Genomic DNA, 26,962 nt, shown 5'->3' with positions numbered 1-26,962 from the left:
CTTGTTCTAGGGTGCTTTTACTTGTTCTACTGTCATATCTTCCGATCTACCAAACCTTAGTGCCTCGATCATATACCTATACATTTTTCTCAATGTATAGAGAATAAGAATTAAAGAAACGACAAATAAGCAAGCCAAATCCAGCTGATCAAAGTTGAGAAAATATTTTTCATCATACATTGTCTGAAGTACGACACCCTTGAACAGCATTATCGATGATTGTGCTGCAACACTCAGTGTAAAGATATTAAAAACCATATCAATTAGTATGTCGTAATCAATGTCTCGTGAACATATTACGTGATGCCAAATAACCAAGGCTGAGACTATGCACCAAATCCCCATATAAATCCTCTTCATCTCAATCCCTGATCTAAGATAATTTGCAATATCTGAAGAATTAGAAGCTAAAACAAGAAATATTGAAGCCAATGCAATTAAAGCAATCCCTCTGCTAGTTTGCTCAACTTTCATTAGAGAATCTCCGTATTAAAGAGATTGACCTGTTCTATCTCTTTCTTATCATCCTGATAACCTAATGCACCACCTATTGCTGCACCAGCTAAGAAACCCGGTATTCCAGCAAATGCGCCAACTGCACCACCAATTACAGCCCCTAAACTGGTTTGATCCGTGTCCTTTTCGGCCTTGACTTGGTTTATGTTGTAGATCACGCCTCCAACCTGAAAATTACTTCCTCCAAGCTGACGATATAGCTCACCCCTGCTTTTAGCTATTGTTTTAAGGTAGTGTTTCCTACCTTCAATATCCGTGACATATAACTTCATAAATGCTCCCTTTTATTTACTCCAATTCTATTCAAGTGAGAGCGCAAAAAAAAGCACCTCAGTCGGTGCCTTTTCTATATTGTTCATATCCTGCCCAAGCGCCAATCACCCCACCGAGAACAGTTCCAACCCCCGGATAGATAAGATCCCCAAACAACATTCCACCACCAAAGGATAAGATAACATCATGAGATAACATGTTATTTCTTCTTCGCTTTGACGATTCGGCCGCCTTTGGCGTAGCGATAACCTTTCTTTAGCTTGCCTTTACCTTTGGTGGCTGTCTTCTTACTGACTGATTTTTTCATAGTCTTCTACCTTTTGTAGTCGATAGTTAACAAGGTTGATCCGCCCGTTCACTTGCTCTTTGAAACCTTGGAACCCTTCGCTTAGTTGCTGAACAGAGTCTTTGATTTCATTGATGTCCTGACGAATCAGTTTGTAGTCGTGATCAGGCTGCATGTTCATAGACGCGCCACCGAGAACGATTAGCGCGGTTAGTCCATGACCTGCAACCTGACTCTTATCTAGCATTATTTAGCCTGCGTTTTTTCTGGCATACATACTGCCAGTGCCGCCGCGCCTGCCGTTACTGCCTGCCAGATTGGATCAACCAAACCAACTACGGCGGTTGTCGCTTCTGCCGGAACACCAAAGACGGTGCCGATGATTGCCAAGCCTGCCATTGTTGATGGTTCTTTTAGTCTGTTGATTACTGCTTTTCCTGCTTTACACATGGTTCATGCTTCCTGTTTTAATTGAGTTTTTCGTAGAGCCAACGCCCTAACTTGAAGTCTTCATCGCCAGTAAGTGCAGCACCGACACCATTCACACCGCTGTAGGCCAGATTCTGGTCAGACACAGGGTTGAGGTCTTCTGTGATGACTTCTTCCGTGAATTCCGCCGCAGCTTTCGCAGCTTTGGACGCTTGCCAGATGACTAAGCCCCCTACTACTGCCGCCGCCACACCTAGCCCGATCAATTGTTTGTCTGTGAATAGTGTTGCCTGTGCCATTACGCGAACGCCATTTGAATGCCAGTGTTGATAGTGCTTTGTGAATACGGTTGCTGGCCGTTTTCGTGTTTGATCATGACTGGAATGATGTCTGCCAAGTGTTGGCTAACATCTATTGGCTGATCAGGATCAAGCCCCGCCGCGTGTGCTACGTGTTCGGCGTAGCTATCGGTTTTGTTCTCAAACGGTGGCGCCCAACGGTTAATCAGAGCACGAACCGTGTTCAGCCCGTGTTTAACCTGATAGTTATTTAGGATTCGGGCCATAGCTCGAATGCCATATTCTGGGCTCACGAACTGGTAAAAGCGTGAGTCTGTTTGTTCTGAGCTAAGGCCATTCCACGGAATGCCGTTGTTTTCGATGTTGCCCGGGTTGTTGTTGCGAATGCCACGCGGCTGTCTGACTGTCATGTATGTGCCTCCGGCGAGTGTCAGTGCAAGTAGTGCTAAAAGGGCTAGGGTTAAACCTTTTGAATCCATGCTTCACCATCTGCTATGTATTCAGATATTTCTTTGTCTGCTAGGGTTATTGCCGATAATGACTTGTTGTAGAAAGAAGCAAACCCAGCCCCTCCGTTGTTGTGTCTAATTCGCACGTCTTGGCCCGTGCTATTTTGAATGTAAATTCTTCTACCCTTTGCCGCCTGTGATAACGCCGTTCTAGATATGTCCGTCCCTGATGCTGTTGTGATATAGAACATTTCAGGCATGGTTAACAAATCACCATTTGTGTTAATTGTTAGCTCTTCAGCTATATCTTGATTAGTAAGTTGATTTGTTCTTAACGGTAGGTTCGAAAGCATGTTGGTTACAGGATCGTAACTAACACGAGTTGAACCATTTGAATTAACTGGATTGGATGTGAATTTACATGCGCTAAATACAATACGATCAGATTTTAAGCCTGATGAACCAATATCTTGAAAGCGAACAGAATAATCAGTGTTATTTAAGAACTGACAATTAAGCAGGAATATGTCTTCGTTAATTTCTTTGAAATAAGCACCCGCCTTGTTATCTCTAAAGATACTTGTAGAAACATTAATATCTTTACAAGGGTTGTGTGGGTCATAACCCGACTGAAATGCTATGCCACCATGATCATTTTCATAACCATGGCAATTAGTAATTGTTACGTCATTACATTCTTGAAAACTAAATCCATGCTCTCTGTTATCAAATGAAAAGCACGTATCAAGAGTGACTTTCTTTGCGTTAGGAATCCCAATACCACTACGGCCGATAGGATTACCATTACCAAACGTTCTACACCCTTTTAATGTGATGTTATTTGCAAGGTTTTGTACGACACCAGTGCTTGTATTAGCACCTTGACCACCAACTTCTATGCCACCATTAAGATTGCTCCAAGCTTCACAATCTTCTAATGTGATATTTTCAGTTTTCAATCCAGTTTGTGTCGAAAAATTAAACCCTATTCCTTCATTGTCAAAAGCATCACACTTTTTCAATGTGACATCAGAACAACTCCGAAAGTAAAACCCGTTGTCTTCAGAACCATAACAACGAACCTTCTCCAAGGTGATATTCTTTACATTTTCGCCTAATAGCTGTGCATCTGTCGTATCTGTGAAATCAAAATCAATACCTTCTAATTCAGAGTCACTACTTAAACTAACCAATGCTAGATCTTCTGTAGCTTTGAATTTTGCTGGGCCAGTTATTTTTATTGAAGGTAAATCTAATTGCTCACTAAATACAAAATCCCCTTTAAATGAAACTTCATCACCCGCTTTAACGTATGAAAGCACTCGTTTAATGGCTTGAGTATCATCAATGCCATTGTTATTCGGCACTACACCAAAGTGAACCGCATTTATATCCTCTTCGTTGTACTCGTAACCCACACCGTTAGAATTAAAATAAATTCCGCTTGTTTCGTCGTAAGTACTAGGTTCACCAGCTATCGCTACTCTTCGAAATTCTGCACCTGACCCCTTAACTTTATTATTGTCGTAATGTCGAGTACGAACTAAATCAGGATCAGTTGTGTTATCTAAAATATCCACAGTAAACGGGAGCTTTAGAGCTTCTAAATCATCATTCAAAACCCAGTGAGCATACAATCCATTATCAAGTTGATGCCGAGCACCCACAGAATCCGAAGAGATTAAATATTCATTACCCGACCCCGTTTTCACAACCTGATCAATCTTTAACGGCGCTTTCTTCATGTCATCCACAGACGAAAACACCGTCACGCTTTTACGTGGATTATGGGCGGGTTGGCTGATTTGGATGAACGACATTTAGATGATCTCTGTTTCTAAAACGTGGATAGTGACGGATTCAGTAGTGTGCGGGTTGTACACCCAGAATGCGTTCTTGGCGTTCATAGATGCAGTAGCGCCGATCTGAATCGGCAGACCAGACGAGCCGTTAACTGTGTTATCTGTACCGAGGCGAACAGATGAAAGATTGTCTTCATTGGACATAATCGCTAAGGATTGACGATTAACATTTGCTCCAATTACCTGCGCGGCCGTTTCCGGTGGGATAACAACATCACCGGTGACTTTTGAGTTGTTTGAAGCAGCCCAGCTTGCGGTTACGTTGCCGGTGACTTGAGCTGTGTTGTCGTTTACGCCGCCGTAACCCAATGAGATACGGATTTGTTGATCAACAGCGCTTGTAATAATGACTCGATCATACTCTCGTGTCGCATTACCACCCTGACCCGCTTTACGCTTGATACGCTCGCCGGATTCGTTGAAATTTAGAGTTACATCAGTATCAGCTTCAAAAATGTGGAATGCGTTACCTCGCCAATCAACCAACTGTTCAACACCTGCGGTTAAGGTAAGAACAAAGTCTTTCATTCCTAGTTTTGCCTGTTCCATGCCCTATCCCTTTTTAACCATTGCAGCAACAACGATAGCCACGGCCCCAGCCGTTAAAGCAAACACAACGTTTTGCATACTGTCTGCCACGTCTGTCTGTCCATTTAATTTGATGGACTTTGCCAAGTCTGAAATGGTCGCAAGTTGTTGGGCGTTAGAACTCATTTGACGATCAACCGTATTGCTCACAAGTTGATTCGTCTCAGATAACGACTCAACCCCAAAATCAAACGCACGATTTGCAATATTGGCGGCGGCATCAATGGCCCCGTGATCCGTTGCGGTGATGTTGACGCCACTGGAATGCTTTACGTCAATCATATTGACCGCGCCGTTAACGCCTTCACCAAAGTCAAAGACCCGGTTATCAACGTTATTCGTCGTTGTTGTACTTTGCTTGCTCTTCGAGCTACCGCCGCCCATAACTACAATTCCAGACCGTAAATGGTTTCTACTTTCTTAAAGCCGAGTGTTTTACCCAGCTCACCTAATTTGTCGTGCTTAGTGTGAAATCGGACAGACTTGAATCCGCATCGGCGCGCATTTTCAATAATGAGCGGCCCACCTTCTGTCACGTTCTTACCTTGCAAGCAGCAAACGACCAGTTCGTCACCCTCAGCGCGGCAGATCATTAACAGATCACCACCGAGCAATTCCCAAACATGGCTAATTCCGGCCTGAACTTCTCGTTCAAAAAGTGCCTGATCGTCACCCATAGCGATTGCTAGTTTCTGAGCGACCGCATCAGACCAAGTTAGCTGCCGAGCTTGCATCAAACTTTCTTCCAAATAATTAGGCCCATCAATGCCACACCGCCAATGGCGGCAAGCATCTTCCAATCAAGACCGTTTGTTGATTTGTTAAGCGTTGGCCCGCTGAACGTGCCAGCGTGACCGCCTGAAAAGTCGCCGTTGCCACTTTTGGCTTCACCGCCACTGATTGACTGTGTACCACTGCCGTTAGTGGCACTTGGCATTGCACCCGGTGGTAAACCTGGAATCATGCGTTACTTCCTCAGCGCCAAGACGAGCACCAGCGCGCCAACCGCCACACCACCACCGATCAACAAGGTTTTATTCCCCATGAGTCCCGAAGTGGTTGGTTGAATAACTGTCGTGCCGTTGTTGTTCTGGCCCACCTGTGCGACAACGGGCGTTGCTTCCGAAACAGCGGTTACAGCCGTAGCTTTGGAAACAGGGGCGGGCTCAGCCTGAGCTTGAGCCTGCATCACACCTAAACCAGCAACAGTAACGTTGGTAAGTCCGCTCCACAGACTATCCCATGCAAAGTTCTGATCTTCTTGAGTTTCTGTTCCTGCCATTGGTTATCCCTCCGGCCTACACAAGACGTTTTTCAGGCGTCTTAAACATCGTCAACGACTCAACCAACATGGTCATTGCAGCGACAGTGTTTACATCTGGCTTAATCGCCAATGATTCAACAACATCGTCCGTTCGGAACATATCCACCTTGTTCCAGTGAGACTTGATAAAATCAATGTGGAAATAACCAGACTGAGGAGTTAGCCCGCTTCTACGCAACAACAGATCGTTAACGCCTTTCGTGGTGTTCATGTACTCAATACCGTCTTTGACGATACGCATACCAGCAACATCACCTTTCAAATGAATACGGCGATACGCTGGCCCACGAAGAAGGGTTGTGAAATCGTTTTCACCCGTAGCGTCTGGCGTGAACGTAATCTGACGAATCATTGGCAAGAAGGTACGCACAGGCGTTGAAGGCGACACTTTTAAATGTGCTTTAATCTGAGGCGCTGCTGGTGAGATATCTCCCAACTCAACATTGAGAATGACGTTATCATGCGGGAACGTGACAAGCCCCGTAATCTGTTGACCTTCCAAGGTGTTTGCGGTGATGTCAGAGAACGGAATAACGAACTTGTCATTATCAGCCGAAAGCTTCTTGTAGTTCTCAAGCATTTTAAGCTGAGCACCCGTTGCACGGACGATCTCTTCACCATTGAGCACCAACGATACAAGCTTAATCTTGCTTGAGTCCGTTATAGTGCCGTTAGTGTCGATAATGATCTCGTCAATGGTAGGGCCACCGTCGATTTTTAACGTTGCTTGGCTATCGTTAGCAACACCAGTAAAGGAGTTGGCTTTCTTGATGATTTGTCGAATTGACATTAGAAAGCCCCCTTATTGGCCTGAGCCGTTAAGAATGGCGCGTGTTTTTGCGTGACGGTTCAGCAGAGCGACTGTCACACCTGCGATTACTGCAGTAGTCGCAACCATCATTACTGTTTTTTTGTTCATTACATTACCTATCGGTTTGTTTAATCTGTTTTTGTCTTTCGATAGGTGTGATTTATGGATAGGAACAACCGAAACGGTCAATAGTGAAAAATGAGGGAGAACCTATAGGTTCAAATTAACGAAAAAAAGGGCTTTACGCCCCTTTTCTTGTGTTGAATGAATAGCCTTTTGATGTTTTATAACGTAACCCATCAACCGTAATATTCTGATTTAGCTCTACAAATCGTGTTATTTCCAGCTCATCTCTAAGGGTTAACCCTAACCCCTTATACTCACCCAGCAACTTCATCTTACCAGTCGCTTTGTTGTACCTAACCCGTATTTCGCCGTACTTAACAACATGCAAGGCGTTAGAATACGGCTCTCTCGAACTTGCCGCTCTTGTAGCTTGAATTTCGTAGCAAACTTGATTCTCATCCACAATTTTAAAATCTGCTAAGTAATACCTTTCATCAATTCTCGGAGTCATCACGCCACCTGTTTTATTCCGGTTACTTTCTTGTATTTCACTGTAATCAATTCTGGATCGTCAGCCGTTCCATCATCAAAATAGAACTGTAAAGGTTGTAACGCTCCGACCTGTTCCGGCGTAACCCCAATTTCAAGCGCCATTTTTTTACGCATTGCTAAACCTTTTTGGCGACCAACGTATTTAAACTCGCATTGGTCGTAGTAAGTCTTTGATATTTCTTGCGGCTTCTGGCTTGTTCCATGAAAAACAAGGCCATATTTACGGCCTTGGTTGAGCAAAACGGCTGCATTGGGTGTTGCTTTGCCAGCACTGACACACACTTGGCTTAGTTCTTCGGCTATGGCGTATGTTCTAACATTTCCATCCAAACACCCCCAGACGACTTCGCACCACCATTCAAAGTTTTCAACAGTAGCAACACCATTGAAAGCAATACGAAAGCCTTTACCCGAAGCAATCCCTTTGATCAACGCCCGGACAAATTTAGCCTTGTCTTTAAAGTGGTGGCCTTTGTGGTCGTCAGTCGGATCCCAAAGGATTACCCGCGCATTGGCGGGAATCGCTTTGTTCTGATTGCAAACCTGTGATTTACCCCCACCCGAAGCGGCTAGGTAAAGCGTGTGTTCATTCGCCCATTGTGTATTCGGGTTCACTGGTTGAACTCGCATCATTACCCCCTTTAGGTTCATCCGGTTGTGGTTGGTTGGCTTGGTTGTGCGCTTGAACCTGTAGATAGATACCGAAGCCCGTTGCGGCTAAGGTCATACCCAGTTCAATTTCTTCTGAATACGGTTGCAACCACTCAGGCAACCCACCGCCGTGTTTTGAAATCACAGCCGCAACCTTTTCCTGTACCTGTCCCTTTTGTTCAGCAGGAATCACAACAAACGGGTAACGCATTCTTAGCAGAGTATCAGCAAATCCCACCGCCATGGCTGCACCTGCTTTTGCTGCTGCTTCTTCGGCGTCTGCCTCTGCTTGCTGTGCATCATCGGTTTTGAATGCTTCCTCTGGATCGAATAGTTCAGGTTCGTCCGATACTTCACCCTCAAGCAAAGACAAATTATTCAATGCGTTTTCGTTGAGTGCTTCTTGTTGCTCTTGTAGTGCTTCTTCCATTTTTTAATACCTTTTAGGTTTGTTATACATCGAATACAACAGTCCAAGACCAACAACTACTGCTACAGCCTCAGTTCCCACCGTTGATAGCTTGATTTGTTTTTGTGGTGCGCGTTGGTCTTTAGCCTCTGCTACACCATCCTCCCCAACCTCTAGAATCTTCTCGGTCATATAGCACCCCCTGTGAAAATCTTGAGACAGAAACCAAGGCCAACACCCAAAATCGCCGCCGTTGCCATGCCAGCACCTTTAGGTTCTTTTTTCGGTTGTGGTGGCTCGGTTGTTTCCGGTTCTAATTCCGGTTCATCCGGTTGTGTTTCTGGTTCTTCTAAAACCGCTGGAACCTTAGAACTCTCTAGGTTCTCTGGTTGTTCTTCCGGTACGTTCGCAGGTCGTTTAATTTCAACATCATCAACAACCCGTTCCATGCCGTAATACAACCGAGTTTGAACCGCTTTTCCGGTTCTCTGATCACATCCGCATTCATCACAACGGGTATACAAGAATCGCCCTTTTCCCCTTGCCGCTTGATGAACCGAAGCGCGTCTACCGCATTCGGAACAAGGGATATAACCAATCACCGGTCTATTTTGTGTCGCCATTTTTCTGCAACTCCTCTTCCAGTTGTTCAACGCGCTTGATTAGGTTTCCGATCAGCAAAACGGCTGATTCTGTGGCCTGCATTGCGAGCGCGGCTTTTGTGATCATGTTTGCGCTTTTGGCCTTGTTGACCAGTTCAGTTAGTTTTTTGTATTGGCTACGCATAGCTGTAGAACTCCCCTAAGTAGTTTTCTCGTTCAGGTGGTGAATAGTTGTCGTAGGTTTCGCGGATGCTCTTCCACTCGTCATCCTGCAGAAATAGCCGCTTCGGCATAAACCAGCGTCTATGCTGGCGTTTCTTGATCCGATCCACTGACCAACAGCTAGGTTTGTTATCTGGATTCCAAGCGCTAAGAAGTGGTTTATGTGGTGTGAATCTGGTTGGCTGCATCTCACATGACGCCGTGGCCCACGTGAAAAACTCGGTAAAGGCGTCCACGCCTTTGATTAGAAGCTGGTATTTACCAGTTCGGAACGGTAGCGATTTGATTTTTGTACGAACCTTCTCAAGCGCTTTACCAATTGATATGCGCTTTTTCTGGTATTTTTCCGGTTCAGGTGCGTCTTTGTAGTCCTGCAACATTTCACCCAGTGTCGAACGCTGGGCTTTCAGGTCGTTGTTTACCTCTTCGTAGTGGTTGTGCATGTCATAGATCAGACTGCCCATGATCCCAAGTTCAGATTCAAACAGCGTTACCCATTCCGGCGCCCTTGCTGCTTTGCTAATCCCGTAGCGATTGCCACGAACTGTGCCCTGGCCGCAATCCTCTTCACCGTCCGCGCCTTTTGTCATGTAGTTCGCGGCCTTTGCCATGTACGCGCCTGCATTCTCTGGCTCTTTGATCTTCTCAAGATGGGCGAAGCCCTGCCCCCAAAGCTTCTCTAAACGAGCGGCCCAAGCTGGGAAGAACTCAAACGGCACACTCCATTTCATCATCAAATGAATGTGCGGGTTGTCCTGACCGAGCTCATTCTTTGGCACTTCAACAACCCAGCAGTAATGCAGCTTGTTACTGAAATAGACAGGCGTATAGAGGCCATCTTTCGGGCCTTCGAAATTGCACTTTTCCTCTGTCGTGACGATCTTTGCGGCCTGCGTTAAGTGCTTTAGGTTCTTACGAATATCATCAAGTGATGGCTCAGCCGTAGCACGTAGATATTTTGGAACAGACGGGCGCTCGATCTTCTTCTTGAATACCGTATAACCGGAGTCATAGTTTAATTTTGAATATGGTCGACCTGGCTGTATGTTTTTGCAGTTGCCCTCAAGCCCCAATTCCGTAGTACTTTGGCGCGTCACCTTGTTCGGTTTAACTGAGAATTTCCCGAATTCAATCGGTGTGTATGGATTCCCGTCGATGTAGCGTTTTGCGTAACGTTTGTAGTGAGCAATGAACCCGCGCTGGTATATTTTCTGGGCACCATCAAGGAAACGGGAAAGCTCTTTTTGAATTGTGTGATCGTTCAGTTCTCGGCCCTCATACAGCCAAGTGCAATGCGGCGTGATCACTCCATTCTTGCTGTATTTCAGAATCGTCGTCGGGCCTTCGGTGATCTGAGGCATGATTCGTGCGCGGGCCTCAGTATCAAGTGTCAGCGTTAAAAACGTGGTGTAACCACCGTTGATTGTCGCGTTGTAAAAACAAGACTCGGAAATCTTGCGGGCGCCACGCATTGAAAGCATTTCAGTGATTCGTTGGCCGCTTTGAGCGGGTGGCGGCATGATCCCCACGCCCTCAACACGGGTAGAAAAACGGTATTCGTCCGACCATTCGCGATGCTGGACAACTGTGTACTTGCCCGCCCCATGGATTCGCTCGTATTTTGAATCTACAGGCTCGATTTCTGTGACAGTTCGTTCTTTGGGCTTGTTTTCGTGCTCCGAACCCTCTTTTTTCGCCCCAAAAGTGCCTGTCGGACTTTTGGGCCTTTTGACTAGCCTATTACGCTCCGCTTCGCGTAGCGCATCTAGTCGCGCACCTTCGGGCGCTTTTTGCTGGCATTCGCCAGCGATAGACCCCCAACTAATACCATCGGCAAAAATAAACCCCGCATCGAGCGAGGTTGGTAAATTTTGGTGATCAGGGATCAGGTGATTCATTTATCCTCACCCATCTCAGAAGTTAATAAATCAATTCGCTTGCCCAGAACAATGGAATATTTATTCATGTGATCAAATTGCTCCCAAAGCAAACGGACATGCTCCTCGTCAATTCCCTTAACATCCTCCGACTGCAAAAAATCAAATAGCTTTACGTTTTTCTCCAATAGCTCGGAACGCTCTACAAGCAACCTTGCTCGCATCAATTCATGTAACTTTGCTCGCATCAAATCCTTCACGCCGCTTCCTCCATGCGTTTAATCGTTGCCAAAAACTGAGGAGAACCGAACTTTTCACCGATAGGATCACGCGCCGACTTGAAGAAGTCTTTCAACATCGAATCAACATTGACGCCCGCTTGCTCAAACCCCTGTTGAATCGTCACGCATTCCAAAATCTGGGACAGAATGTAAACGTGATTCATCAAATCTCGATCACACTCAAGCTTGCGGATAATTTCGCGGTAAGCTTCAGCGCGACCGCGAGCCATCAAGCCCGCTTCAGAAGGGATGCGAGCTTTCTTATCAAACTCTGAAAGCTCCTCTTTCATTGTGTTGATCGTGCCCTGAAATGACATTCCCGCGCGTTGAAGTAGCGCGGGGAACGTTTGATAGGGGTAATGGGTGCTATGACTGCTCATCTTTGCCATCCTTAGCAACAACATGAAAATCACCATGTTTAATATCGACATTACATTCACCGACATATAAAGCCTTCTCCTTCTCATCCTCAATAACAGGAACACCCTTAGTGAAGGCACCGATATACTTCTGCGCTTCTATCCAAGTCTCAAAGAAGAAATCCCGCTCAACTTTTACTAAATAACCCTTCTTAGTCTCGATACCCATCACGCCGCCCCCATCAAGAACGCAACTTTCACACTAATGAAGTTATGCAACTTCGCCTTTAATTCCTGTCTACGCTTCTCGCTTACTTGCTGCTTAAGCTGTTCTTCTAAAGCCAGCTCACCATCTTTCAACGCGCGAAATAAATTAGCCTGTTGTTGAGGTGTCATACGATAGGCCCCGCTCCAGTAAGCACTTGAACAACATAAATAGTGCAGCCGATTGAAATACCTGACATTGAACACAGCGCTACCATCGCCAAGTTCAAACGTTCCCGAAGCTTCAAAATCTCTACCATTTCTTTGGACGGCTTTTGAAACTCAATACCCATCTCTAACGGATTCCCGCGATCAGTTGCCATGTCGCCACCTTCTTGATTGCTGTTCTTATTTTTGCGTGAGCTTCTTTGTTGAAGTGCTCCCACTTTCCCATGTAGCCCGTCTCGTCCAAACCTGCACGATGAAGCAGTCCCGCTTTTTCATACGGACTCAGCAAGTCATTCCAGAGATGCGCCTCTTTTTTACAAACTGTTGCGTATTGTGGTCGTCTGTAACTACCTGAATCAGTGCCATGCAACGCTGTGTTTCCTTCACTGCTTATTTCTTGTGCTGCTACTGTGTCCATGTGAAGCCCTTGATTTTCTATAAGATACGAAGCATGTTCCTAATCGTATTCGAACTCTGTTCATGTGTACAGGCTGCGTATCTATTGCAACCCTTGCACATATTGGCCACACTATTAAAAATAACTATCGGTTACGGAATGTAAACGCCATGAAAACGACCCAAGAATTCTTTCAAGAAATCTGTGAAACATACGAACTTACCAGCGCGTATTCGGTGGCAAAAATCCTTGATGTAACGTCTCCAACAGCCCAACGTTGGAGGAATGGTAACCACTCTTTTGACGATGAATCAGCTGTCAAAGTGGCCGCCATTTTAGGCTACGAACCCGCATACATACTGGCTTGTATGGCCGCAGAGCGAGCAAGCAAAAAAGAAGACAGCACCAGCGCAAGCCACTGGATCAAACTTGCGGATATGCTAGAAACGGGAAAGAATAAAATGTTCAAATTGGCAGTCTAAGCCATTAAAAAATGTTTCACGGAAAAAAGGGGCTTTTAGCCCCTTTTTTGTTGTTTTCAATTTGTCAAGTCGGCGAAAATTTCCGACACCTATCACTTTAACAACCCGCCATAAATACCTGTTATATAACGTTTTTACATAAGCGCCGTCTCGTCAAAAACTGTGCCAATAATATATATTATGCGCACAATAATACAGAGCATGTCAGGCGTTATTAAATACTTTGATAAAATTACGAGACTCCTGGTGAAACCTTAAATGCTCACGATTATTCAATTTACGGGAGCCTTTGAACGGTGGACATATAAACCCCCAGTTAGAAAGTCTTGAGAAGTAAATTACATAATCTATCTCTGCGTGCTCCCAACTAGAGGTAACTCGTACATCCTCTTTATAAGATTCAACTGACTTAACTTGAATTCGGTAAAATTTATTACCGTCAGAGATTAATACATCAGTCTTCATACCGTGATCGATCATAGGCATAAAAACTTCCCAGCCAGCACTTAATAGCCAACTGGCACAAAGGGTTTCGTAAGAGATACTTTTATAATGTTTCTTAGATTCAGGGATTGGTTTAACAGATTGAACAGGCATACATGGCCCTCTAATAATCGTTACTCAGCACTAGCAATGGCTGAGTAAGCAGGCTGTTATTTACAGCCTATTCATTAAAGAGTTCACCTATGCTGCTTTTCGCAAACATCGAGTGATAACGGGAGCTACCCCCAGTGTGATCTATCCAGACTCTACAACCGTTAATACCACTTTCAGCTTCTTGTGAAGCGGGAACGTTTCTATTTATTTGTATGCATTTTTCTATCCTTTTGCAAGTTTGGTACTAAGAGTCTCGATTATCATGTGTGTTTGTGGTCTCTGCTCACCTTAATTTGTTGCTCCTGTAGCATTTTGCTACAATTAGAGCTGCGCAAATCAGATATAACAAAAGGCACAGTTATGGCTAAAGCAAGTTCACCTGTTCGAATTCAAGAAACTCTCATGAATGCAGCTACCTTGGAAGCATATAAATCTCATAGAAGTACAGCGGAACAAATTGAGTATTGGGCAGAACTTGGCCGTAGTATTGCTCACGTTATCAATCCAGATGTTCTTATGTCGCTACGTGCCGGGGTTTCTACACTAAAGGTTGTTGATGTACCCCCTAAGCCAATAGATCCCGATGAGGTTTTTGCATCCATAGAAAGAAAGCGCAAAGAAGGAGTACTAAGTGCTAGTGTTACGAAGTCCGACATTCGATACCAAGCCTCAACGGACTACCCTGGCTACTTAGAACAAATTAAAGGAACTACGGTCACTATAGGCCAATTTGATAATGGTCAATTTATACCTATGGATAGGAATGTATGAATCGTAAACAGCTTTGGCTATTAGCTGGTGGAAATGGCGCAGGAAAATCGACGTTCTACCATAATTTCCTTGCCCCATTGGGAATGCCTTTTGTTAATGCGGATATCATCGCCAAAGACTTTTTCCCTGATGACCCGGAACAAAACAGCTATAGAGCGTCACAGCTTGCCGAACAAATGCGGGAAAAGTTGATTTTAAAAGGCAAAACATTCTGTTTTGAGACCGTCTTTTCGCACGTTTCCAAAATAGACTTTATTGGTAAGGCAAAAGCTCTTGGTTATGAAGTGATTCTTGTCTTCATTCATGTAGAAAGCTCCGGCCTCAACAAAGCTAGGGTTTCCCAGCGAGTAGCCGAAGGTGGGCACAATGTCCCTAACGACAAAATTGAATCCCGCATACCCCGAGTACTCGAGAATGTTAAAACAGCCATTCCTCTGTGTGATCAAGTACGAGTACTGGATAACTCAAGCTGTAACGACCCATTCCAAACATTGGCTATCGTTAATGGTAACCAGATTGAATCAATAATAAGTGACGCACCTAACTGGCTTTCAACACTACTTTCAGATCAGCATTAAAAATATCACCCTGAAGCCTAAGTAGCCTCTTCATCGTTCTTGTGTTTTTCTTCTGGAAATCCCAACCCCCGTCAAAATACCTTCAACAATAAAAGAAGGAACAGAAGGAAAGGTATCTGATATGAACTTCGCATTGGATCTTGTTATCAATTATGAGCCGACTAATTGCTATAGGTGTCAGGGGTAAATACAAGCAGCGGTGAGCATCTTCTTACCACCGAGCAATTACTAGATAAAGAACCACTAAAACTAGAAAAGATGAAAACTTATCTCATACTTATTATTAAGTCATTTTATTCCTACCGCCAAGGTTTAAATACCACCACGGCCATGTTTACCTAATCCTTATAGTTATGCCTCATTACTTATTTCCACTGCCTAAATTTAAAGCATCATTCACAGCTAAATTATACAGCTTCCCCCATAGGGCACCACTACTAATATTCATATCACTTCTGCGATTTGATCAGATTCGAATACTTCTGGCTGTTGTGTCTGTAACCTACTGTTCAGACGGTAGATCCTGAGAATAACGTTATAAAGAGTTGCCATTGATTAGTTACTGAATCTGTATCCGTCAGAAAACAGCATCAATGAATCAAGATCATGGTCAAGGCATAGCAATAGGCTTAACAAATAAACCGTACGTCTTTCTTAATATCGCCCTACTTAATTGCCCTTATTTTCTTAATCATTAACTCGTTGATAGCAAAAGTTCTTCTTGTTCTGACACACTGAAGATTGGTGATGAATCTAGGTTTCGTTCTTAACCGTTCTAATGAAATAACTCAGAGTTTTGAACACTCCTGTTTATTTTAATACAACCTCAACCGGGTTTTAAAACCCGGTTGAAATATTGTTTCTATAGATGAAAGAGTTACTCATTATTGATCCGCAAGTTTCCACTTTGAAAACCAACGATACAACGCAGGTACCACAAACAGCGTCAATAGAGTTGCAGAGATCAAACCTCCCACAATCACACTGGCTAGAGGCTTCTGAATTTCAGCGCCTACGCCCGTCGACATCAGCATTGGAATTAGCCCCAAAGCGGAAGTCAACGCCGTCATGAGTACAGGTCTTAGTCGTGACACCGCACCACTGAACACAGCTTCATCCACTGATAGTCCATCTTTAATCCGTTGATTAATACTCTCGACCATCACCACCCCATTCAGCACAGCAACACCAAACAAGGTTATAAAGCCAATGGAGCTAGGTACAGAAAGATACTGACCAGAGAGGTACAAAGAGAAAACGCCACCAATAATAGCCAAAGGCACATTCAATAGAATAAGTAACGCCTGGCCTATAGAGTTAAATGCGAAATACAGCAAAAGTGCAATTAACGCCAAGGAGACAGGCACAACTAAGGATAAACGCTTTTGAGCACGTTGTTGGTTTTCAAATTGACCGCCAATATCGACAGAATACCCCGTTGGTAAATCCACCTGTTCATCAATCATACGACGAATATCCGCAACCACATTACCCATATCACGACCCTGAACATTGGCCTGAATGACCACGCGGCGTTGAACATCATCACGTCGAACCTGCGGTGGACCGGACTCAATTCCAATATTGGCTACATCACCTAACCGAACCCAAGCTCCGGTAGGAGATTGCAACCGTAAGTCGGCAATCGCTTGTGGATTTTTTCGGTATTGATCAGCGAGCCGAATGTAAATATCATAACGTTCATTACCATTAATCACTTGCCCAGCCGTTTCGCCTCCGATGCCATCGCGAACAATAGACATTACATCCCCTACCGAAAGTCCATATCGGGACAATTGACGACGATCCGGGGTGATCACCAATTGAGCTTCGCCAGAGATCTGCTCCATTGCAACATCTTTCGTACCTGCAACGGCCTTTACTACTCGCTCTATCGCTTGGCCTTGTACCGCTAACGTATCCAAATCAGGGCCAAACAACTTAATGGCCAGCTGCGCTTTTACGCCTGAAAGCAATTCATCCACACGGGTGCTGATAGGCTGTGAAAAGTTCAGCAATAAGCCAGGAAACTGTTCCAGCTTTTCTTCCATTTCGTTTTGAAGATCAGTGCGACTTTCTGCTGTTGTCCATTCAGAAACGGGTTTCAAGCCAATGTAAATTTCTATGTTATTTACTGGTTCCGGGTCACCTCCAATCTCAGGACGGCCAATACGACTAAGCGCGTAGGTTACTTCAGGAAACTCCATCAGCTTTGCTTCAAGTTTTGGTGCTACAGATATTGCTGTATCCAAACTGGAGGAAGGCGCTAACGTCACCCGCAAATTAATGGTCCCCTCTTCCAGTTCCGGTACAAACTCCGTACCCAGTTGAGGCAATAAGGCCAATGCCGAGCCGACGGAAATAACTGCACCCGCAATTACAACCTTGCTGTATTTCATCGCCCACTTCAGACTCTTTCGATAGAGTTTATCTAATGGTTTCAGCACAAAACTCTCTTTCTCTTTGATGCCTTGACGAAACATAAAGCTGGCCAATGCCGGCACAACAATCAAAGCAACCAAGACAGCTGAAACCATGGCCAACATGATGCTGATCGCCATCGGCTGGAATAACTTGGCTTCGACGCCTTCAAAGCTGAACAAAGGCATAAACACAACAAGAATAATGCCTGACGCAAAGAAAATTGGTCGGGCAACTTCCCGAGCGGCTTGCTGCAAACGTAAAGCGATACCATGCTTATCATTTTTGGCATCGTGTGGGTCATAACCTGCTGACCCTTGACCTGAATGATGTTCGGTTCCGTGTTCAGCATCCGGACGAGATAAGTGCTTAAACATGTTCTCAACCATCACCACTGAGCCATCCACCAGCATACCGATAGCAACCGCAATGCCGCCAAGAGACATTAAGTTAGCAGACAAGCCAAGCCAGGACATGACCATCAACGCAATACCAATAGAAATCGGGATTGAAATCAACACCAGGAAAGTGGCTCTTAGATTCATCAAGAACAACGCAAGCACCACCACAATAAACAAAAAAGCCATGAGCAAAGCATTCACAACGGTCTTTACGGCTTGCGTAATCAAATCAGCCTGATCATAAAAAGGTTCAAATCGAACACCTTCTGGCAACGCTTGCTGAATCAAAGTTACACGTTCATTGATGCCATCAATCGTTGTTTTGGTATTTGATCCGATGCGTTTAAGCACGACACCGGTCACCACTTCACCTAAGTTTTCTGCACCCCCTGTACTGTCTCGGCGTGTCATAGTCACGGCACCTTGACGGATTTCACTGCCAAGTTTTACCTCGGCAACATCTGAAACCATTACCACTGCGCCATTAATGGTCTTAAGAGGAATCTGATTAATCTCATCCATGCCTTGTTGATTCGGACTCAGCCAACCAACGCCGCGAATCACCAGCTGTTCCTGACCGCGATCCATGTACCAACCGCCCGCATTAACATTGTTATTTTCTAACGCTTCCACCACATCGCTTTGACTTAGCTGATAAGCCAACATACGAGCCGGATTGAGATTCACCTGATACTGCTGAACATCGCCACCAAAAGAAAGAACATCGGTAACGCCATCCACCGGCATCAACAACAATTTCACAACCCAATCGTTCAGACTGCGGAGCGCCATCTTATCGTATCCCGATCCTGGCTCAGCCAATAACATGTATTGATAAACCTGCCCTAAGCCTGATGTATTCGGCCCCATTTCAGGCGTACCAACACCGCTAGGTATCAGCTCTTTTGCCTGCTGTAAACGCTCAAACACCAGTTGGCGAGCCTGATAAATGTCTGTTCCTTCTTTGAAAACAACCGTAATGCCTGACAAACCCGTTTTAGAGATAGAGCGCACCTCTTCCACATCCGGTAAAGCATACATAACCGCTTCAATCGGAAAGGTAATCAGTTGCTCTACTTCTTCGGAAGCAAGCCCTGGCGCTTCTGTATTTACTGCCACCTGAACGTTGGTCACATCCGGAAAGGCATCCAAATTAAGGCGCGGAATAATAAACACCGCAGATACAATCATTGTCATCAGGGCAATAACCACCAATAGGCGGTTACCCATTGCCCAATCGACCATTCGATTTAACATGGAAACTCCTACTCAATTATTGATGATTAATGGTTATGAGGATCAAAGCCGCCCTTGGCGATTTCTGAAGCCACAAAAAATGCACCTTCAGTCACCACTTTACTGCCAGATTCAATGCCGGTAATTTCTCGGTATTCACCCAAAGAACGGCCAAGTTCCACTTCTTTAGCTTCAAACCGATCTGGCTGGTGTTCTACAAACAGGGTCCAATCACCTTCTGCACTTCGCATCAAAGCAGATTCAGGAATCGCCAAAACCGAGTTCTTCGTTTTAAAAGAGAAAAACACATCGGCGAACATACCTGGGTGCAAACGATGAGAACTGTTATTTACCAATAAACGAACAACTCGTGTTCTTGTGATTGGGTCAATAGAATGTGCTTCTTCGCTGACCTGGGCACTGTATTTGACGCCATCAACTTCAACCTCAGCTAATGTGCCGGCAGCAAAGGTCATTTGATTGTTTGATGAAAAGCGTGCTTCAACCCACAGCTCACTTTCATTGGCCAGCTCTATCAAAGACTCCCCAGCCGTCACTCGCTGACCTTGGTTGAAATCGTCACTCAATACAGCCCCTTCTGTTTCTGCATTTAAAGTGTATTCCCCCAAACGAAGGGGTTTATTACTGAACTGTTTGATCGCTGTCTCGGATAGACCAAAGGCTAATAACCGCCCATAACTGGCTTCATAGGCGGATTGAGCTGCAACATAACGCTTATCACCCACCGTCTTTCGACCCAGCTTCTGTACCCGTTGCCACTCAGCGCTATTTACTCTGTGGTCAGCTTGTGCCTCGGCAATGGTTTCACTGAATAACGTAACCAAAGGTTGCCCCTGCTCTACATGATCACCCAGTGCCACGTGACGCTTGAGAATCACTGAATCCACTCTTGGTGACACAAGGTAACTGGTGTACCCATTGGTTCTGATTTCACCCGGCGCATAAAGTCGATACGCCATGTTCTTTTTAACCAAAGTTTCAACCTGAATGTTTGCTAAATTTTGTTGGGTTTTGGTCAATTCAACACCCTCTTCATCTTCAGCACTGGAGTCCTCATGACCATGAGAATTATGTTCCTCTGATTCATGTTTCTCATTTTCACTATGCTCTGACGCTTCGTGTTTACTTTCTTCAGATAGCAATGAGGCAGAATTGGCTTCTTGATGTTCATGGCCTGCACCTGCGTTGCTGATTGCAGGCATGCCAAATAACAAGCCAGCCATGAATATTGGCAAAGTAATTTTCATCGTATGTTTCCTTTCACTTAATAAGGGGGTCGCTGAATCTGTTTAAAATGGAAAGCTGGCTGTTTGTAATAGCCAATCAACTTTTGCCAACCGATATGCAGCTTGCAGTTCAATACCTGCGGCCAAATCAGCCGAACGTTGCTCAAGGGCCAAAACGTATTCGGCAGTACTCATATCTCCGCTTCGCCAGGATTCTTCCAATAAATCGGAACTGCGTTGCTCTCTTCCGGTTGCTAATTTTTGCCAACGTTCAAAGCGTTGTTGATATTCGTTTAACGAAGCCAAACTCGCTTCAAGCGCAAATTGTTGTTTTCTTTTTACACTCAGGTAACTTGCTTCCGCTGAAATCGCATCACTGTTTGCAGCTCTCACTTGATCGGAGTAGTCATTGCGAACATTCAAAGGAATGGAAAAACTGAGGCCAATCACGTTTTCTTCACCAGATACTCCGGTACTGATTCCGAACGTAGGGTCTGCGCTGATTTCTCTTTGAGTTAATTCCACGCCTTCTTGCTGAGCTATCCATTCGGCTTTTGCAGCCAGCACAGACGGATACTGATCAATGTCATTTATGGCGACTAAACGATTGGCAGGACTCTCTGATTCAGAGAACAAGGCACCTTCCAAAGACCCTGCCCACTTATCCGGTAACTCGGCCGACCACTCAGGAAGTACTTCCTCCAGGCGAGTTTTCGCCTGCTTAAGTTCCGCCTGAGCTTTTGCCGACAAATTAAGTGTTTGCGATAAACTAAGATAAGCCAGCTCTGCATCCACCTCGCCTAAATCGCCTGTTTGTTGCCGTCTCTGAATCAGACTTAACAAATCACCTAATCGAACCTCCTGAGATAAAGCCAGCTCCGATTGCTGCTTCGCAACCTGCCAGCCAATTAAAGCCGTAAGCCCTTCAGCCGCTTTTTTCTGCAATGCTAATTCATATCTCTGTTTCACCACTTCTCGAAGAAACTTTGATTGTTGAATTCTTGCCGCTTGTTTATCAGACCAATCCATTGTTTGGCTTAAACCAAAACTGTAACTATTATCCTCGCCCTCCCTTTCCCAATCGGTTGAAAATTCCGGGTTATAGGTTGGTTGTTTCATACCATCTGATCTTGCAAACTCAGCATTCATATTTTCACGAACCGCGATAATGTCCGGGTGATGCTCTATTTGACGGCTAAACCAAGACCAATTCATGTCCACTTTAGCCGTTTCAGAAATATTTCTATTTGTCATATCCGCGAGGACGAATGACGGTAAAATCAAGGCAAACGAAGCCCCTAGAAACGATTGTTTCCATATGCGTAAGACCATTTGTTTTGTCCCCAAATCTATCTTTCTTAAGGGCTGAGATTGGGACCAAACATCCCAACCTCAGAAACGTCATATTTCGTAAATAACGTTATTTGATGATGTTATGCAGCTGTGTTACTTAGCTGTATTCGTACGATGCTTTGGCATTGAAGACGTGTTCTCATCTCGATGAAAAGCAACCTTGATAACCGAATCAGAAGGTAACTTAGGTAAAACATCCGTAGAGAAACGAGCTCCCCCTACTTTCTTTCTTTTCGAAGATAATGAACTAGGGAAGTAACTAGTCGTTGTCTCAGCCAATAACTCACCAGATGATGAATAAGCTGCGATATCAACATGACCGGATTTAGGCTTCCCTTTAAGTTTGCCAAACACTTCCGTTGTATTGCCTTGCTGTGATGCACGAACAGTTTTAACTTCATACCCTTCTTGACCTTGATTAACCACTTCTACCTTATAAGAAATCTCATTGGCTGATGCAGGAAACGTTAAAGAAACAGAAGCGAAAGCAGTAACAGAGATAGCTGCTACAGAAAAAATACTAACGAAAGAAGTTTTCATAAAATTTATCCTAATTTGTATCCGTTTGCAGGCCGTGCTGCTTTTTTAAAGACGAAACAGCCCGCATATAAAAAGTTACATGTAAAAAACAGAAGTCAGATTTTTGGCTTCGATCAAACATGGGCCAAATGACCCTGAAATAAGGACTTTATTTAAACAACTGAATTCACAGTCAAAAGCCTACTGAAAGCCCAATCGAAGCCGTTAAATCTAAGCTATTGAGCAACGTTAAAATTATGTTTTGGCTTGGAATTTGATGGGGTTTCATTCCGGTGGAACGCCACCTTCACGACTGCATCCGAAGGAAGTTTTGGTAAGGCATTAGTTGAAAAGCGCAACCCGCCACGCCTGCGAGAAGATTCTGTTAATATTTTTGGCGCATAGCTTGCTGTGGTTTCAGCAATCAGTTTGCCCTGAGCAGAATAGGCTGCAACATCAATGTGCCCCAAAGGTAATCTGTTTTCATGATCTGTAGTAATAAGACCTGTAACAAGTGTCTTATCACCTTCCTTAGACGCAGTCACCAGTCGTAAGTGGCCGCCTTGTTGATCCTGATTAATGATTTCAATAACGTTCGTTGAATCCACACCTGCCGATGCAGGTAAAGCAAACACAGAAGAAACCAGAGCAGTAGCAGAGAAAATAGCAGCAATATAAGTTTTCATAATCATTTCCTAATAATCGTATTAATCTGCAGGTAGCGACTGACGACAGGCGTCGACAACCCGCAATTTCAATTTTGAATAAACTGTTTAAATCAAAATGAGAATACGATTAGCTTCTCGGAGGGCGATGATCCGGTGAGATCAGGAAAGAAAGGTCAGTAAAGGCGTAATTGGAATTACCGTTATCCAGAAAGTCAACGACTGTTGGAGCAAAGTAATCTGAGAGATAGGTATGGGTATGACAACAATGCGGACATTCAAATGTCGAAAGTAAGGAATCTGGTTTCTTATCTGTTTCAGTTTGAAAACCCTGATTCTCACAGTGAGACGATTCGTGAGATAGGGCTTGCTCATCGATATATGTGAAAACGATATGCTGGCTTTCAGTCACATGAACTTGGTGATCAGCTGCCATAGCAATTACGGATTGCATAGCAACCAATAAAGCAAGTAGACATGTCAACCAAGAACGAGCCATTAAGTGAACCTTAAGAAATAGTTAAATTCATTGTGTTTAGTAAATAGACGTACTGAGAATCAAAAAGTTCCAAAAAATTTCATTTTTAAACATTTAGTTAAGACCTAAACGGTATCGAAGTAAGCAAAAAATTATAATCACCCGGTCATTGCCCGGTGCCGTTTTAGTACGGGCATTCCATCGAGCCTTAACCACCGAAATATAGCGTTCAGTGCTCAGCTTAACGGTTTAATGATCAACTATCCCATCATCACTAACATTTCTTGCAGCAAGCCATCGGCTACACATAGCGATTGCCCTAGGGAACGAACCGGCCCTTATCAGTTACCCAATGCATGAGAGAGGGAAAACCTGGCTTTTTATAAATAAGAACCCAAGAGTTGGGCTTACACTAAAACAAAAAAACAAGTTCAGATACTCACCTCTGAGGAAGTCAAAAACATAAGCAATAAATGACTTCAATATCGAGATATCCTTAACAGTTCATCAATGCTTTAGATTATTGCTGTAGTAGCAATAATCATCATTTTGCCTTTAGTTTATTTCATAAGCGAATAAGTGATGTTCGTTATGGGAAGTTATGGACAAGCAGAACCGAAACGATCAATACTAAAACACATGTTAAAACCTAAAGGTTTGAATATGATAAAAAAAGTGTGAAAAAGGAGTTCACATCATGAAAAAAGCACTTGTATTAGCCTTATCTTCTTCTCTTCTTATTGCTTGTGGCGGCGGTGGCGGAGGTTCCGTTCCTTCTACTGGTGGCGGTGGGAGCACTACATCAGATGCAAGCATGGGCGGTATTTGGGAAGGTACAGTCACCGAAACCGGCGGCACTCAATACACGCTAAAAGCTGCTATCGACGAAAACGGCGAAGCCGCTTGGTATGTATCAGACGGTGAAATGTCTATTTGAACTATGGCTATCGATGGCAATGACTTCTCGTGCAGCCCTGAAGATGGATATGTGATTTCTGGCACTGTCGACGAGCGCAACACATTAACAGGTCGTGCGCGGGTTAATGGCACTCAGATCTCAACGTTTACGGCAAATTTCAATGACCTTTACAACGACAATTCATCATTAACAAAAATTACTGACATTTGGTCAGATTCTGACGGCACTTACACAGAGACATACACCATTGATGCAGATGGAGACATAACAGGCAATGATACCGATGGCTGTGTATTCACTGGATCGTTTGGCATCATCGAGACCAACTACAACATGTACGACCTAGAGTTAACAGTTTCTAACTGTGGTGACACAAACGGGACCTACACGGGCAAAGCGATTCTAGATCGCACTACCGAAGATGAAGATACACTCACGTCTTACCTATCAAACGGTGAATACGCCATCGCAGGCGATATTTACAGACAATAAAAAAGGGGCTGTGCCCCTTTTATGCCTCCTGCTTTACTAGGGTTACTTTCTTATACTTCACATAACCCCACCTCATTTATGCAGATCGTTAATTAATAATCAAACACACCAGAAATAAACCTCGGCATCTGAGACTTTCCATAAGTTTGTTTACTTACAATCTTCCCTTGGTCATCAAAAATAAAGTAATCGACACCTTCCCAATGAAAGCGTTTTCCGTACCAAAGCTTAAGCAAAGTAAAAATGAGTTTATTGGTTCGGCTTAAGCCTGGTTTGTCGATCAAGTTATGCTGACACATCCAAACGAAACAGACTTCACGATCGTCTTCGTTAATAAGGATATGTTTAGGAATAAATGTCAGCTTTCCATAAGCTCCTTCAAACACTCGTCGAAGTGCTTGTCTGATATTAGCTTTGCCAACAATAACTTTCCCTCCAAGTTCACGGTATTCTGCATGGTCAGAGAAATACTCAATAACGGAGTCCAACCTCTGGTTTGAAAAGTCATTACTAAACGCCTCAAGTACCGACTGAAAGCTCAATTTTTCTTCTGTAGTCATCTCTTCACTCACACTCTATGGCTTTAAAGGAAAGCCTAACTTTCCTATTAAATGCAACCATGCTGCCCGCCATCCACCCTTCTCTTTGCATGTATCTAATGCATAGAAAGTGACTTTGGTTCCTATCCATCTAAAGGGTTCTGGTGGTATCCAAGCCGGAAGTGTTTTGGTAAATGCCAGCTTTCGTTCAGGAATATCAACATCATCAACAATAGCTAAAGCTATTCGGGCAGCAAACCTACTGGCGGTCACACCAAAGCCTGAATAGCCACCGGCATACAGCATTTTTCCATCATGAAAATGCTGATAGTGCATGGTCATTTTATTATTCAAAGCAATCGGCCCACTCCACGCATGGGAAATTTTGATACCAGATATTGCAGGGAAAGTTTTGTACAGTTTGGTGACTAACGGAATATACGGTGTTGGGGTTTTGTCGAAATCAGGATCAGTATTGTTGTTAAAGAAATAGCCTATTCGACCGCCAAATAGCACACGATTGTCTTTAGTCAGACGCATGTAATTAAGCTGTGTTCGAGTATCAAAAATACCTTGTCGATTTTTCCAGCCTAACTGAGAAAGCTGTTTTCGCGTTAATGGCTCTGTCATTACGATTCGGTCGCGAATAGCTGCTACTCGAGTACTGATTTTTCGTTTATGTTTGGTAAAAGCATTTGTCGCCAAGATCACCTTATTAGCAACTACGCTGCCTTTTGGAGTCTTGACCAAGAGCCTTTCATCTTTTTCGGTGCTACTCATCATTGGGGTGTTTTCATAGAAAATCACACCCAATTCTTTTGCTACTCGCTTGAGGCCCCATGCCATCTTGGCTGGATTGATGGTTCCCGACCGTTTTTTTGACCACAGTCCTCGTTTAAACAAAGGGGAATTAATCTGATGTTGAAGCTCCTCCCTCGATAATTTAACGGCATTGTGACCGTATTTAATGTAAAGCTGATGTTCGTGCTCAATATCAGCTATCCCCTGGTCATCGACAGCGACTATCAATTCGCCGCTCCATTCAACGTCACAGTCAATATTGTATTTCTCAATCGTTTCTCGATATTGATCCATATTTTCTTGACCAAGACGTTCTAATTCCGCCATTTCGGGTTCATACAAACGATGGGTGTTTTCCATTCCATGCATCAATGAAGGTGACAATATTGCCCCTGGCCTCCCTGATGCGCCAATAGCAGCGGTATTAGCTTCAATTACAACGACATCACGTTCAGGATTCTGCTCTTTCACTTGTACTGCTGTCCACAAGCCAGTAAAGCCACTCCCTACAATCAGCAGGTCAGTTTTAATGTGATCAATCAGTGTTTTTTCAGTTTCAGGGCGGTCAGAACTGTCGAGCCAGTACGGTGTAAACTTGGTATTTTTTAATGCTGCAATTTCTGACTCAAACACTGTTACCTAATCCTTATAGTTCATGGTTTTGGCGTTATACGAATGCACATACACCTGATTTTCTATGTAGTTAAAGCACTTAACTAAATGCAAAATTTCTAAAGAGTTCGAGTTTAGGAGAGTATAAATTTAAGGAAATAGGCCA

The 26,962-nt window shown here is 44.1% G+C and carries 41 protein-coding genes; 5 read left to right on the top strand and 36 right to left on the bottom strand.

Translation table 11 applies throughout. From position 1 onward, the window contains the following. Window positions 1–6: 6 nt before the first annotated feature. The 27 genes from ACFOEK_RS12270 to ACFOEK_RS12140 all read right to left on the bottom strand — a co-directional run bounded on the left by ACFOEK_RS12270 (window position 7) and on the right by ACFOEK_RS12140 (window position 12,706). Window positions 7–474: a hypothetical protein gene (locus ACFOEK_RS12270; protein WP_386721257.1), complete on the bottom strand. Its 468-nt coding sequence runs from the start codon at window positions 472–474 to the stop codon at window positions 7–9. Beyond that, entirely contained in the window at window positions 474–788 is a 315-nt protein-coding gene (locus ACFOEK_RS12265) for a hypothetical protein (protein WP_386721254.1), read from the bottom strand. Before ACFOEK_RS12265 ends, ACFOEK_RS12270 begins: the two co-directional genes overlap by 1 nt. 58 nt (window positions 789–846) lie before the next feature. Further along, complete coding sequence (locus ACFOEK_RS12260) at window positions 847–987, bottom strand: hypothetical protein (RefSeq protein ID WP_386721251.1); 141 nt, start codon at window positions 985–987, stop codon at window positions 847–849. A gap of 89 nt (window positions 988–1,076) precedes the next feature. Further along, a complete protein-coding gene (locus ACFOEK_RS12255) occupies window positions 1,077–1,322 on the bottom strand; it encodes a hypothetical protein (RefSeq protein WP_386721249.1) in 246 nt (81 codons plus the stop codon). Next, on the bottom strand, window positions 1,322–1,525 hold the full coding sequence (locus ACFOEK_RS12250) for a hypothetical protein (protein ID WP_386721246.1): 204 nt from the start codon (window positions 1,523–1,525) through the stop codon (window positions 1,322–1,324). Before ACFOEK_RS12250 ends, ACFOEK_RS12255 begins: the two co-directional genes overlap by 1 nt. Before the next feature lie 17 nt (window positions 1,526–1,542). Beyond that, window positions 1,543–1,803 carry a hypothetical protein gene (locus ACFOEK_RS12245; protein ID WP_386721244.1) on the bottom strand — a complete coding sequence of 87 codons (261 nt, stop codon included), beginning with the start codon at window positions 1,801–1,803 and terminating at the stop codon, window positions 1,543–1,545. After that, window positions 1,803–2,282 carry a structural protein gene (locus ACFOEK_RS12240; protein ID WP_386721242.1) on the bottom strand — a complete coding sequence of 160 codons (480 nt, stop codon included), beginning with the start codon at window positions 2,280–2,282 and terminating at the stop codon, window positions 1,803–1,805. The genes ACFOEK_RS12245 and ACFOEK_RS12240 overlap by 1 nt, the downstream gene beginning before the upstream one ends. Beyond that, window positions 2,264–4,072: a right-handed parallel beta-helix repeat-containing protein gene (locus ACFOEK_RS12235; RefSeq protein WP_386721240.1), complete on the bottom strand. Its 1,809-nt coding sequence runs from the start codon at window positions 4,070–4,072 to the stop codon at window positions 2,264–2,266. Before ACFOEK_RS12235 ends, ACFOEK_RS12240 begins: the two co-directional genes overlap by 19 nt. After that, on the bottom strand, window positions 4,073–4,663 hold the full coding sequence (locus tag ACFOEK_RS12230; protein ID WP_386721237.1) for a hypothetical protein: 591 nt from the start codon (window positions 4,661–4,663) through the stop codon (window positions 4,073–4,075). It abuts the gene before it with no gap. A 3-nt stretch (window positions 4,664–4,666) separates the two neighbouring features. Continuing rightward, window positions 4,667–5,086 carry a hypothetical protein gene (locus ACFOEK_RS12225; RefSeq protein WP_386721234.1) on the bottom strand — a complete coding sequence of 140 codons (420 nt, stop codon included), beginning with the start codon at window positions 5,084–5,086 and terminating at the stop codon, window positions 4,667–4,669. A gap of 2 nt (window positions 5,087–5,088) precedes the next feature. Then, the gene (locus ACFOEK_RS12220; RefSeq protein WP_386721232.1) at window positions 5,089–5,436 is read right to left on the bottom strand and encodes a hypothetical protein; all 348 of its coding nucleotides are present in this window, start codon (window positions 5,434–5,436) and stop codon (window positions 5,089–5,091) included. Beyond that, window positions 5,436–5,666, bottom strand: coding sequence for a hypothetical protein (locus ACFOEK_RS12215; RefSeq protein WP_386721229.1), 231 nt, complete (start codon window positions 5,664–5,666; stop codon window positions 5,436–5,438). The genes ACFOEK_RS12220 and ACFOEK_RS12215 overlap by 1 nt, the downstream gene beginning before the upstream one ends. 3 nt (window positions 5,667–5,669) lie before the next feature. Continuing rightward, window positions 5,670–5,984: a hypothetical protein gene (locus tag ACFOEK_RS12210; RefSeq protein WP_386721226.1), complete on the bottom strand. Its 315-nt coding sequence runs from the start codon at window positions 5,982–5,984 to the stop codon at window positions 5,670–5,672. A gap of 16 nt (window positions 5,985–6,000) precedes the next feature. After that, window positions 6,001–6,816, bottom strand: a complete 816-nt coding sequence (locus ACFOEK_RS12205) for a major capsid protein P2 (RefSeq protein ID WP_386721223.1) — start codon at window positions 6,814–6,816, stop codon at window positions 6,001–6,003. Between the two features lie 262 nt (window positions 6,817–7,078). Then, window positions 7,079–7,414, bottom strand: coding sequence for a hypothetical protein (locus tag ACFOEK_RS12200; protein ID WP_386721220.1), 336 nt, complete (start codon window positions 7,412–7,414; stop codon window positions 7,079–7,081). Further along, on the bottom strand, window positions 7,414–8,088 hold the full coding sequence (locus ACFOEK_RS12195; RefSeq protein WP_386721218.1) for a hypothetical protein: 675 nt from the start codon (window positions 8,086–8,088) through the stop codon (window positions 7,414–7,416). The genes ACFOEK_RS12200 and ACFOEK_RS12195 overlap by 1 nt, the downstream gene beginning before the upstream one ends. Next, window positions 8,042–8,536 carry a hypothetical protein gene (locus ACFOEK_RS12190; protein WP_386721215.1) on the bottom strand — a complete coding sequence of 165 codons (495 nt, stop codon included), beginning with the start codon at window positions 8,534–8,536 and terminating at the stop codon, window positions 8,042–8,044. Before ACFOEK_RS12190 ends, ACFOEK_RS12195 begins: the two co-directional genes overlap by 47 nt. Window positions 8,537–8,539: 3 nt before the next feature. Continuing rightward, on the bottom strand, window positions 8,540–8,707 hold the full coding sequence (locus ACFOEK_RS12185; RefSeq protein WP_386721213.1) for a hypothetical protein: 168 nt from the start codon (window positions 8,705–8,707) through the stop codon (window positions 8,540–8,542). Next, window positions 8,704–9,138 carry a hypothetical protein gene (locus tag ACFOEK_RS12180; RefSeq protein ID WP_386721210.1) on the bottom strand — a complete coding sequence of 145 codons (435 nt, stop codon included), beginning with the start codon at window positions 9,136–9,138 and terminating at the stop codon, window positions 8,704–8,706. The genes ACFOEK_RS12185 and ACFOEK_RS12180 overlap by 4 nt, the downstream gene beginning before the upstream one ends. Next, a complete protein-coding gene (locus ACFOEK_RS12175) occupies window positions 9,122–9,301 on the bottom strand; it encodes a hypothetical protein (protein ID WP_386721208.1) in 180 nt (59 codons plus the stop codon). Before ACFOEK_RS12175 ends, ACFOEK_RS12180 begins: the two co-directional genes overlap by 17 nt. Further along, window positions 9,294–11,237 carry a rolling circle replication-associated protein gene (locus tag ACFOEK_RS12170; RefSeq protein ID WP_386721206.1) on the bottom strand — a complete coding sequence of 648 codons (1,944 nt, stop codon included), beginning with the start codon at window positions 11,235–11,237 and terminating at the stop codon, window positions 9,294–9,296. Before ACFOEK_RS12170 ends, ACFOEK_RS12175 begins: the two co-directional genes overlap by 8 nt. Beyond that, window positions 11,234–11,476 (bottom strand): crAss001_48 related protein, encoded by a 243-nt coding sequence (locus tag ACFOEK_RS12165; protein ID WP_386721199.1) that lies wholly within the window; start codon window positions 11,474–11,476, stop codon window positions 11,234–11,236. Before ACFOEK_RS12165 ends, ACFOEK_RS12170 begins: the two co-directional genes overlap by 4 nt. Continuing rightward, complete coding sequence (locus ACFOEK_RS12160; protein WP_386721196.1) at window positions 11,473–11,877, bottom strand: hypothetical protein; 405 nt, start codon at window positions 11,875–11,877, stop codon at window positions 11,473–11,475. Before ACFOEK_RS12160 ends, ACFOEK_RS12165 begins: the two co-directional genes overlap by 4 nt. Further along, window positions 11,864–12,085: a hypothetical protein gene (locus ACFOEK_RS12155; protein ID WP_386721193.1), complete on the bottom strand. Its 222-nt coding sequence runs from the start codon at window positions 12,083–12,085 to the stop codon at window positions 11,864–11,866. The genes ACFOEK_RS12160 and ACFOEK_RS12155 overlap by 14 nt, the downstream gene beginning before the upstream one ends. Continuing rightward, the gene (locus ACFOEK_RS12150) at window positions 12,085–12,252 is read right to left on the bottom strand and encodes a hypothetical protein (RefSeq protein ID WP_386721190.1); all 168 of its coding nucleotides are present in this window, start codon (window positions 12,250–12,252) and stop codon (window positions 12,085–12,087) included. The genes ACFOEK_RS12155 and ACFOEK_RS12150 overlap by 1 nt, the downstream gene beginning before the upstream one ends. After that, the gene (locus tag ACFOEK_RS12145) at window positions 12,249–12,443 is read right to left on the bottom strand and encodes a hypothetical protein (RefSeq protein WP_386721187.1); all 195 of its coding nucleotides are present in this window, start codon (window positions 12,441–12,443) and stop codon (window positions 12,249–12,251) included. The genes ACFOEK_RS12150 and ACFOEK_RS12145 overlap by 4 nt, the downstream gene beginning before the upstream one ends. Then, the gene (locus tag ACFOEK_RS12140; RefSeq protein WP_386721184.1) at window positions 12,416–12,706 is read right to left on the bottom strand and encodes a hypothetical protein; all 291 of its coding nucleotides are present in this window, start codon (window positions 12,704–12,706) and stop codon (window positions 12,416–12,418) included. Before ACFOEK_RS12140 ends, ACFOEK_RS12145 begins: the two co-directional genes overlap by 28 nt. 149 nt (window positions 12,707–12,855) lie before the next feature. On the opposite strand from ACFOEK_RS12140, the gene ACFOEK_RS12135 reads away from it, so the two are divergent. Next, window positions 12,856–13,167 (top strand): hypothetical protein, encoded by a 312-nt coding sequence (locus ACFOEK_RS12135; RefSeq protein WP_386721181.1) that lies wholly within the window; start codon window positions 12,856–12,858, stop codon window positions 13,165–13,167. Between the two features lie 204 nt (window positions 13,168–13,371). On the opposite strand, the gene ACFOEK_RS12130 is transcribed toward ACFOEK_RS12135, so the two are convergent. Continuing rightward, a complete protein-coding gene (locus ACFOEK_RS12130; RefSeq protein WP_386721178.1) occupies window positions 13,372–13,764 on the bottom strand; it encodes a hypothetical protein in 393 nt (130 codons plus the stop codon). A 360-nt stretch (window positions 13,765–14,124) separates the two neighbouring features. Here ACFOEK_RS12130 and ACFOEK_RS12125 point away from each other — a divergent pair, with 360 nt between their 5' ends. After that, window positions 14,125–14,535: a TA system antitoxin ParD family protein gene (locus ACFOEK_RS12125; RefSeq protein WP_386721175.1), complete on the top strand. Its 411-nt coding sequence runs from the start codon at window positions 14,125–14,127 to the stop codon at window positions 14,533–14,535. After that, a complete protein-coding gene (locus ACFOEK_RS12120) occupies window positions 14,532–15,113 on the top strand; it encodes a zeta toxin family protein (RefSeq protein ID WP_386721172.1) in 582 nt (193 codons plus the stop codon). Before ACFOEK_RS12125 ends, ACFOEK_RS12120 begins: the two co-directional genes overlap by 4 nt. An 884-nt stretch (window positions 15,114–15,997) precedes the next feature. On the opposite strand, the gene ACFOEK_RS12115 is transcribed toward ACFOEK_RS12120, so the two are convergent. From ACFOEK_RS12115 to ACFOEK_RS12090, 6 genes are all read right to left on the bottom strand, one after another. After that, window positions 15,998–19,192, bottom strand: coding sequence for an efflux RND transporter permease subunit (locus ACFOEK_RS12115; RefSeq protein WP_386721169.1), 3,195 nt, complete (start codon window positions 19,190–19,192; stop codon window positions 15,998–16,000). Between the two features lie 26 nt (window positions 19,193–19,218). Next, complete coding sequence (locus tag ACFOEK_RS12110; RefSeq protein WP_386721166.1) at window positions 19,219–20,439, bottom strand: efflux RND transporter periplasmic adaptor subunit; 1,221 nt, start codon at window positions 20,437–20,439, stop codon at window positions 19,219–19,221. Window positions 20,440–20,481: 42 nt separating this feature from the next. Further along, complete coding sequence (locus ACFOEK_RS12105) at window positions 20,482–21,750, bottom strand: TolC family protein (protein ID WP_386721163.1); 1,269 nt, start codon at window positions 21,748–21,750, stop codon at window positions 20,482–20,484. Between the two features lie 114 nt (window positions 21,751–21,864). Then, complete coding sequence (locus tag ACFOEK_RS12100; protein ID WP_386721160.1) at window positions 21,865–22,311, bottom strand: hypothetical protein; 447 nt, start codon at window positions 22,309–22,311, stop codon at window positions 21,865–21,867. Window positions 22,312–22,526: 215 nt separating this feature from the next. Then, a complete protein-coding gene (locus ACFOEK_RS12095; protein ID WP_386721159.1) occupies window positions 22,527–22,976 on the bottom strand; it encodes a hypothetical protein in 450 nt (149 codons plus the stop codon). A gap of 109 nt (window positions 22,977–23,085) precedes the next feature. Beyond that, window positions 23,086–23,454 (bottom strand): hypothetical protein, encoded by a 369-nt coding sequence (locus ACFOEK_RS12090; protein ID WP_386721156.1) that lies wholly within the window; start codon window positions 23,452–23,454, stop codon window positions 23,086–23,088. Window positions 23,455–24,130: 676 nt separating this feature from the next. Between ACFOEK_RS12090 and ACFOEK_RS12085 the strand changes: the two genes are divergently transcribed. Further along, window positions 24,131–24,370, top strand: coding sequence for a hypothetical protein (locus tag ACFOEK_RS12085; RefSeq protein ID WP_386721153.1), 240 nt, complete (start codon window positions 24,131–24,133; stop codon window positions 24,368–24,370). 3 nt (window positions 24,371–24,373) lie between these two features. Next, the gene (locus tag ACFOEK_RS12080; protein ID WP_386721150.1) at window positions 24,374–24,844 is read left to right on the top strand and encodes a hypothetical protein; all 471 of its coding nucleotides are present in this window, start codon (window positions 24,374–24,376) and stop codon (window positions 24,842–24,844) included. Window positions 24,845–24,936: 92 nt separating this feature from the next. On the opposite strand, the gene ACFOEK_RS12075 is transcribed toward ACFOEK_RS12080, so the two are convergent. Then, complete coding sequence (locus ACFOEK_RS12075) at window positions 24,937–25,404, bottom strand: nuclear transport factor 2 family protein (protein ID WP_386721147.1); 468 nt, start codon at window positions 25,402–25,404, stop codon at window positions 24,937–24,939. Between the two features lie 15 nt (window positions 25,405–25,419). Continuing rightward, complete coding sequence (locus tag ACFOEK_RS12070; protein WP_386721144.1) at window positions 25,420–26,817, bottom strand: NAD(P)/FAD-dependent oxidoreductase; 1,398 nt, start codon at window positions 26,815–26,817, stop codon at window positions 25,420–25,422. Window positions 26,818–26,962 lie beyond the last annotated feature (145 nt).

The sequence above is a fragment of the Litoribrevibacter euphylliae genome (assembly GCF_042646085.1).
In the GTDB taxonomy this organism is placed as follows: Bacteria; Pseudomonadota; Gammaproteobacteria; order Pseudomonadales; family Litoribrevibacteraceae; genus Litoribrevibacter; species Litoribrevibacter euphylliae.
The sequence above is the reverse complement of the archived record's forward strand: the minus strand, read 5'-3'. Positions and strand labels throughout refer to the sequence as shown.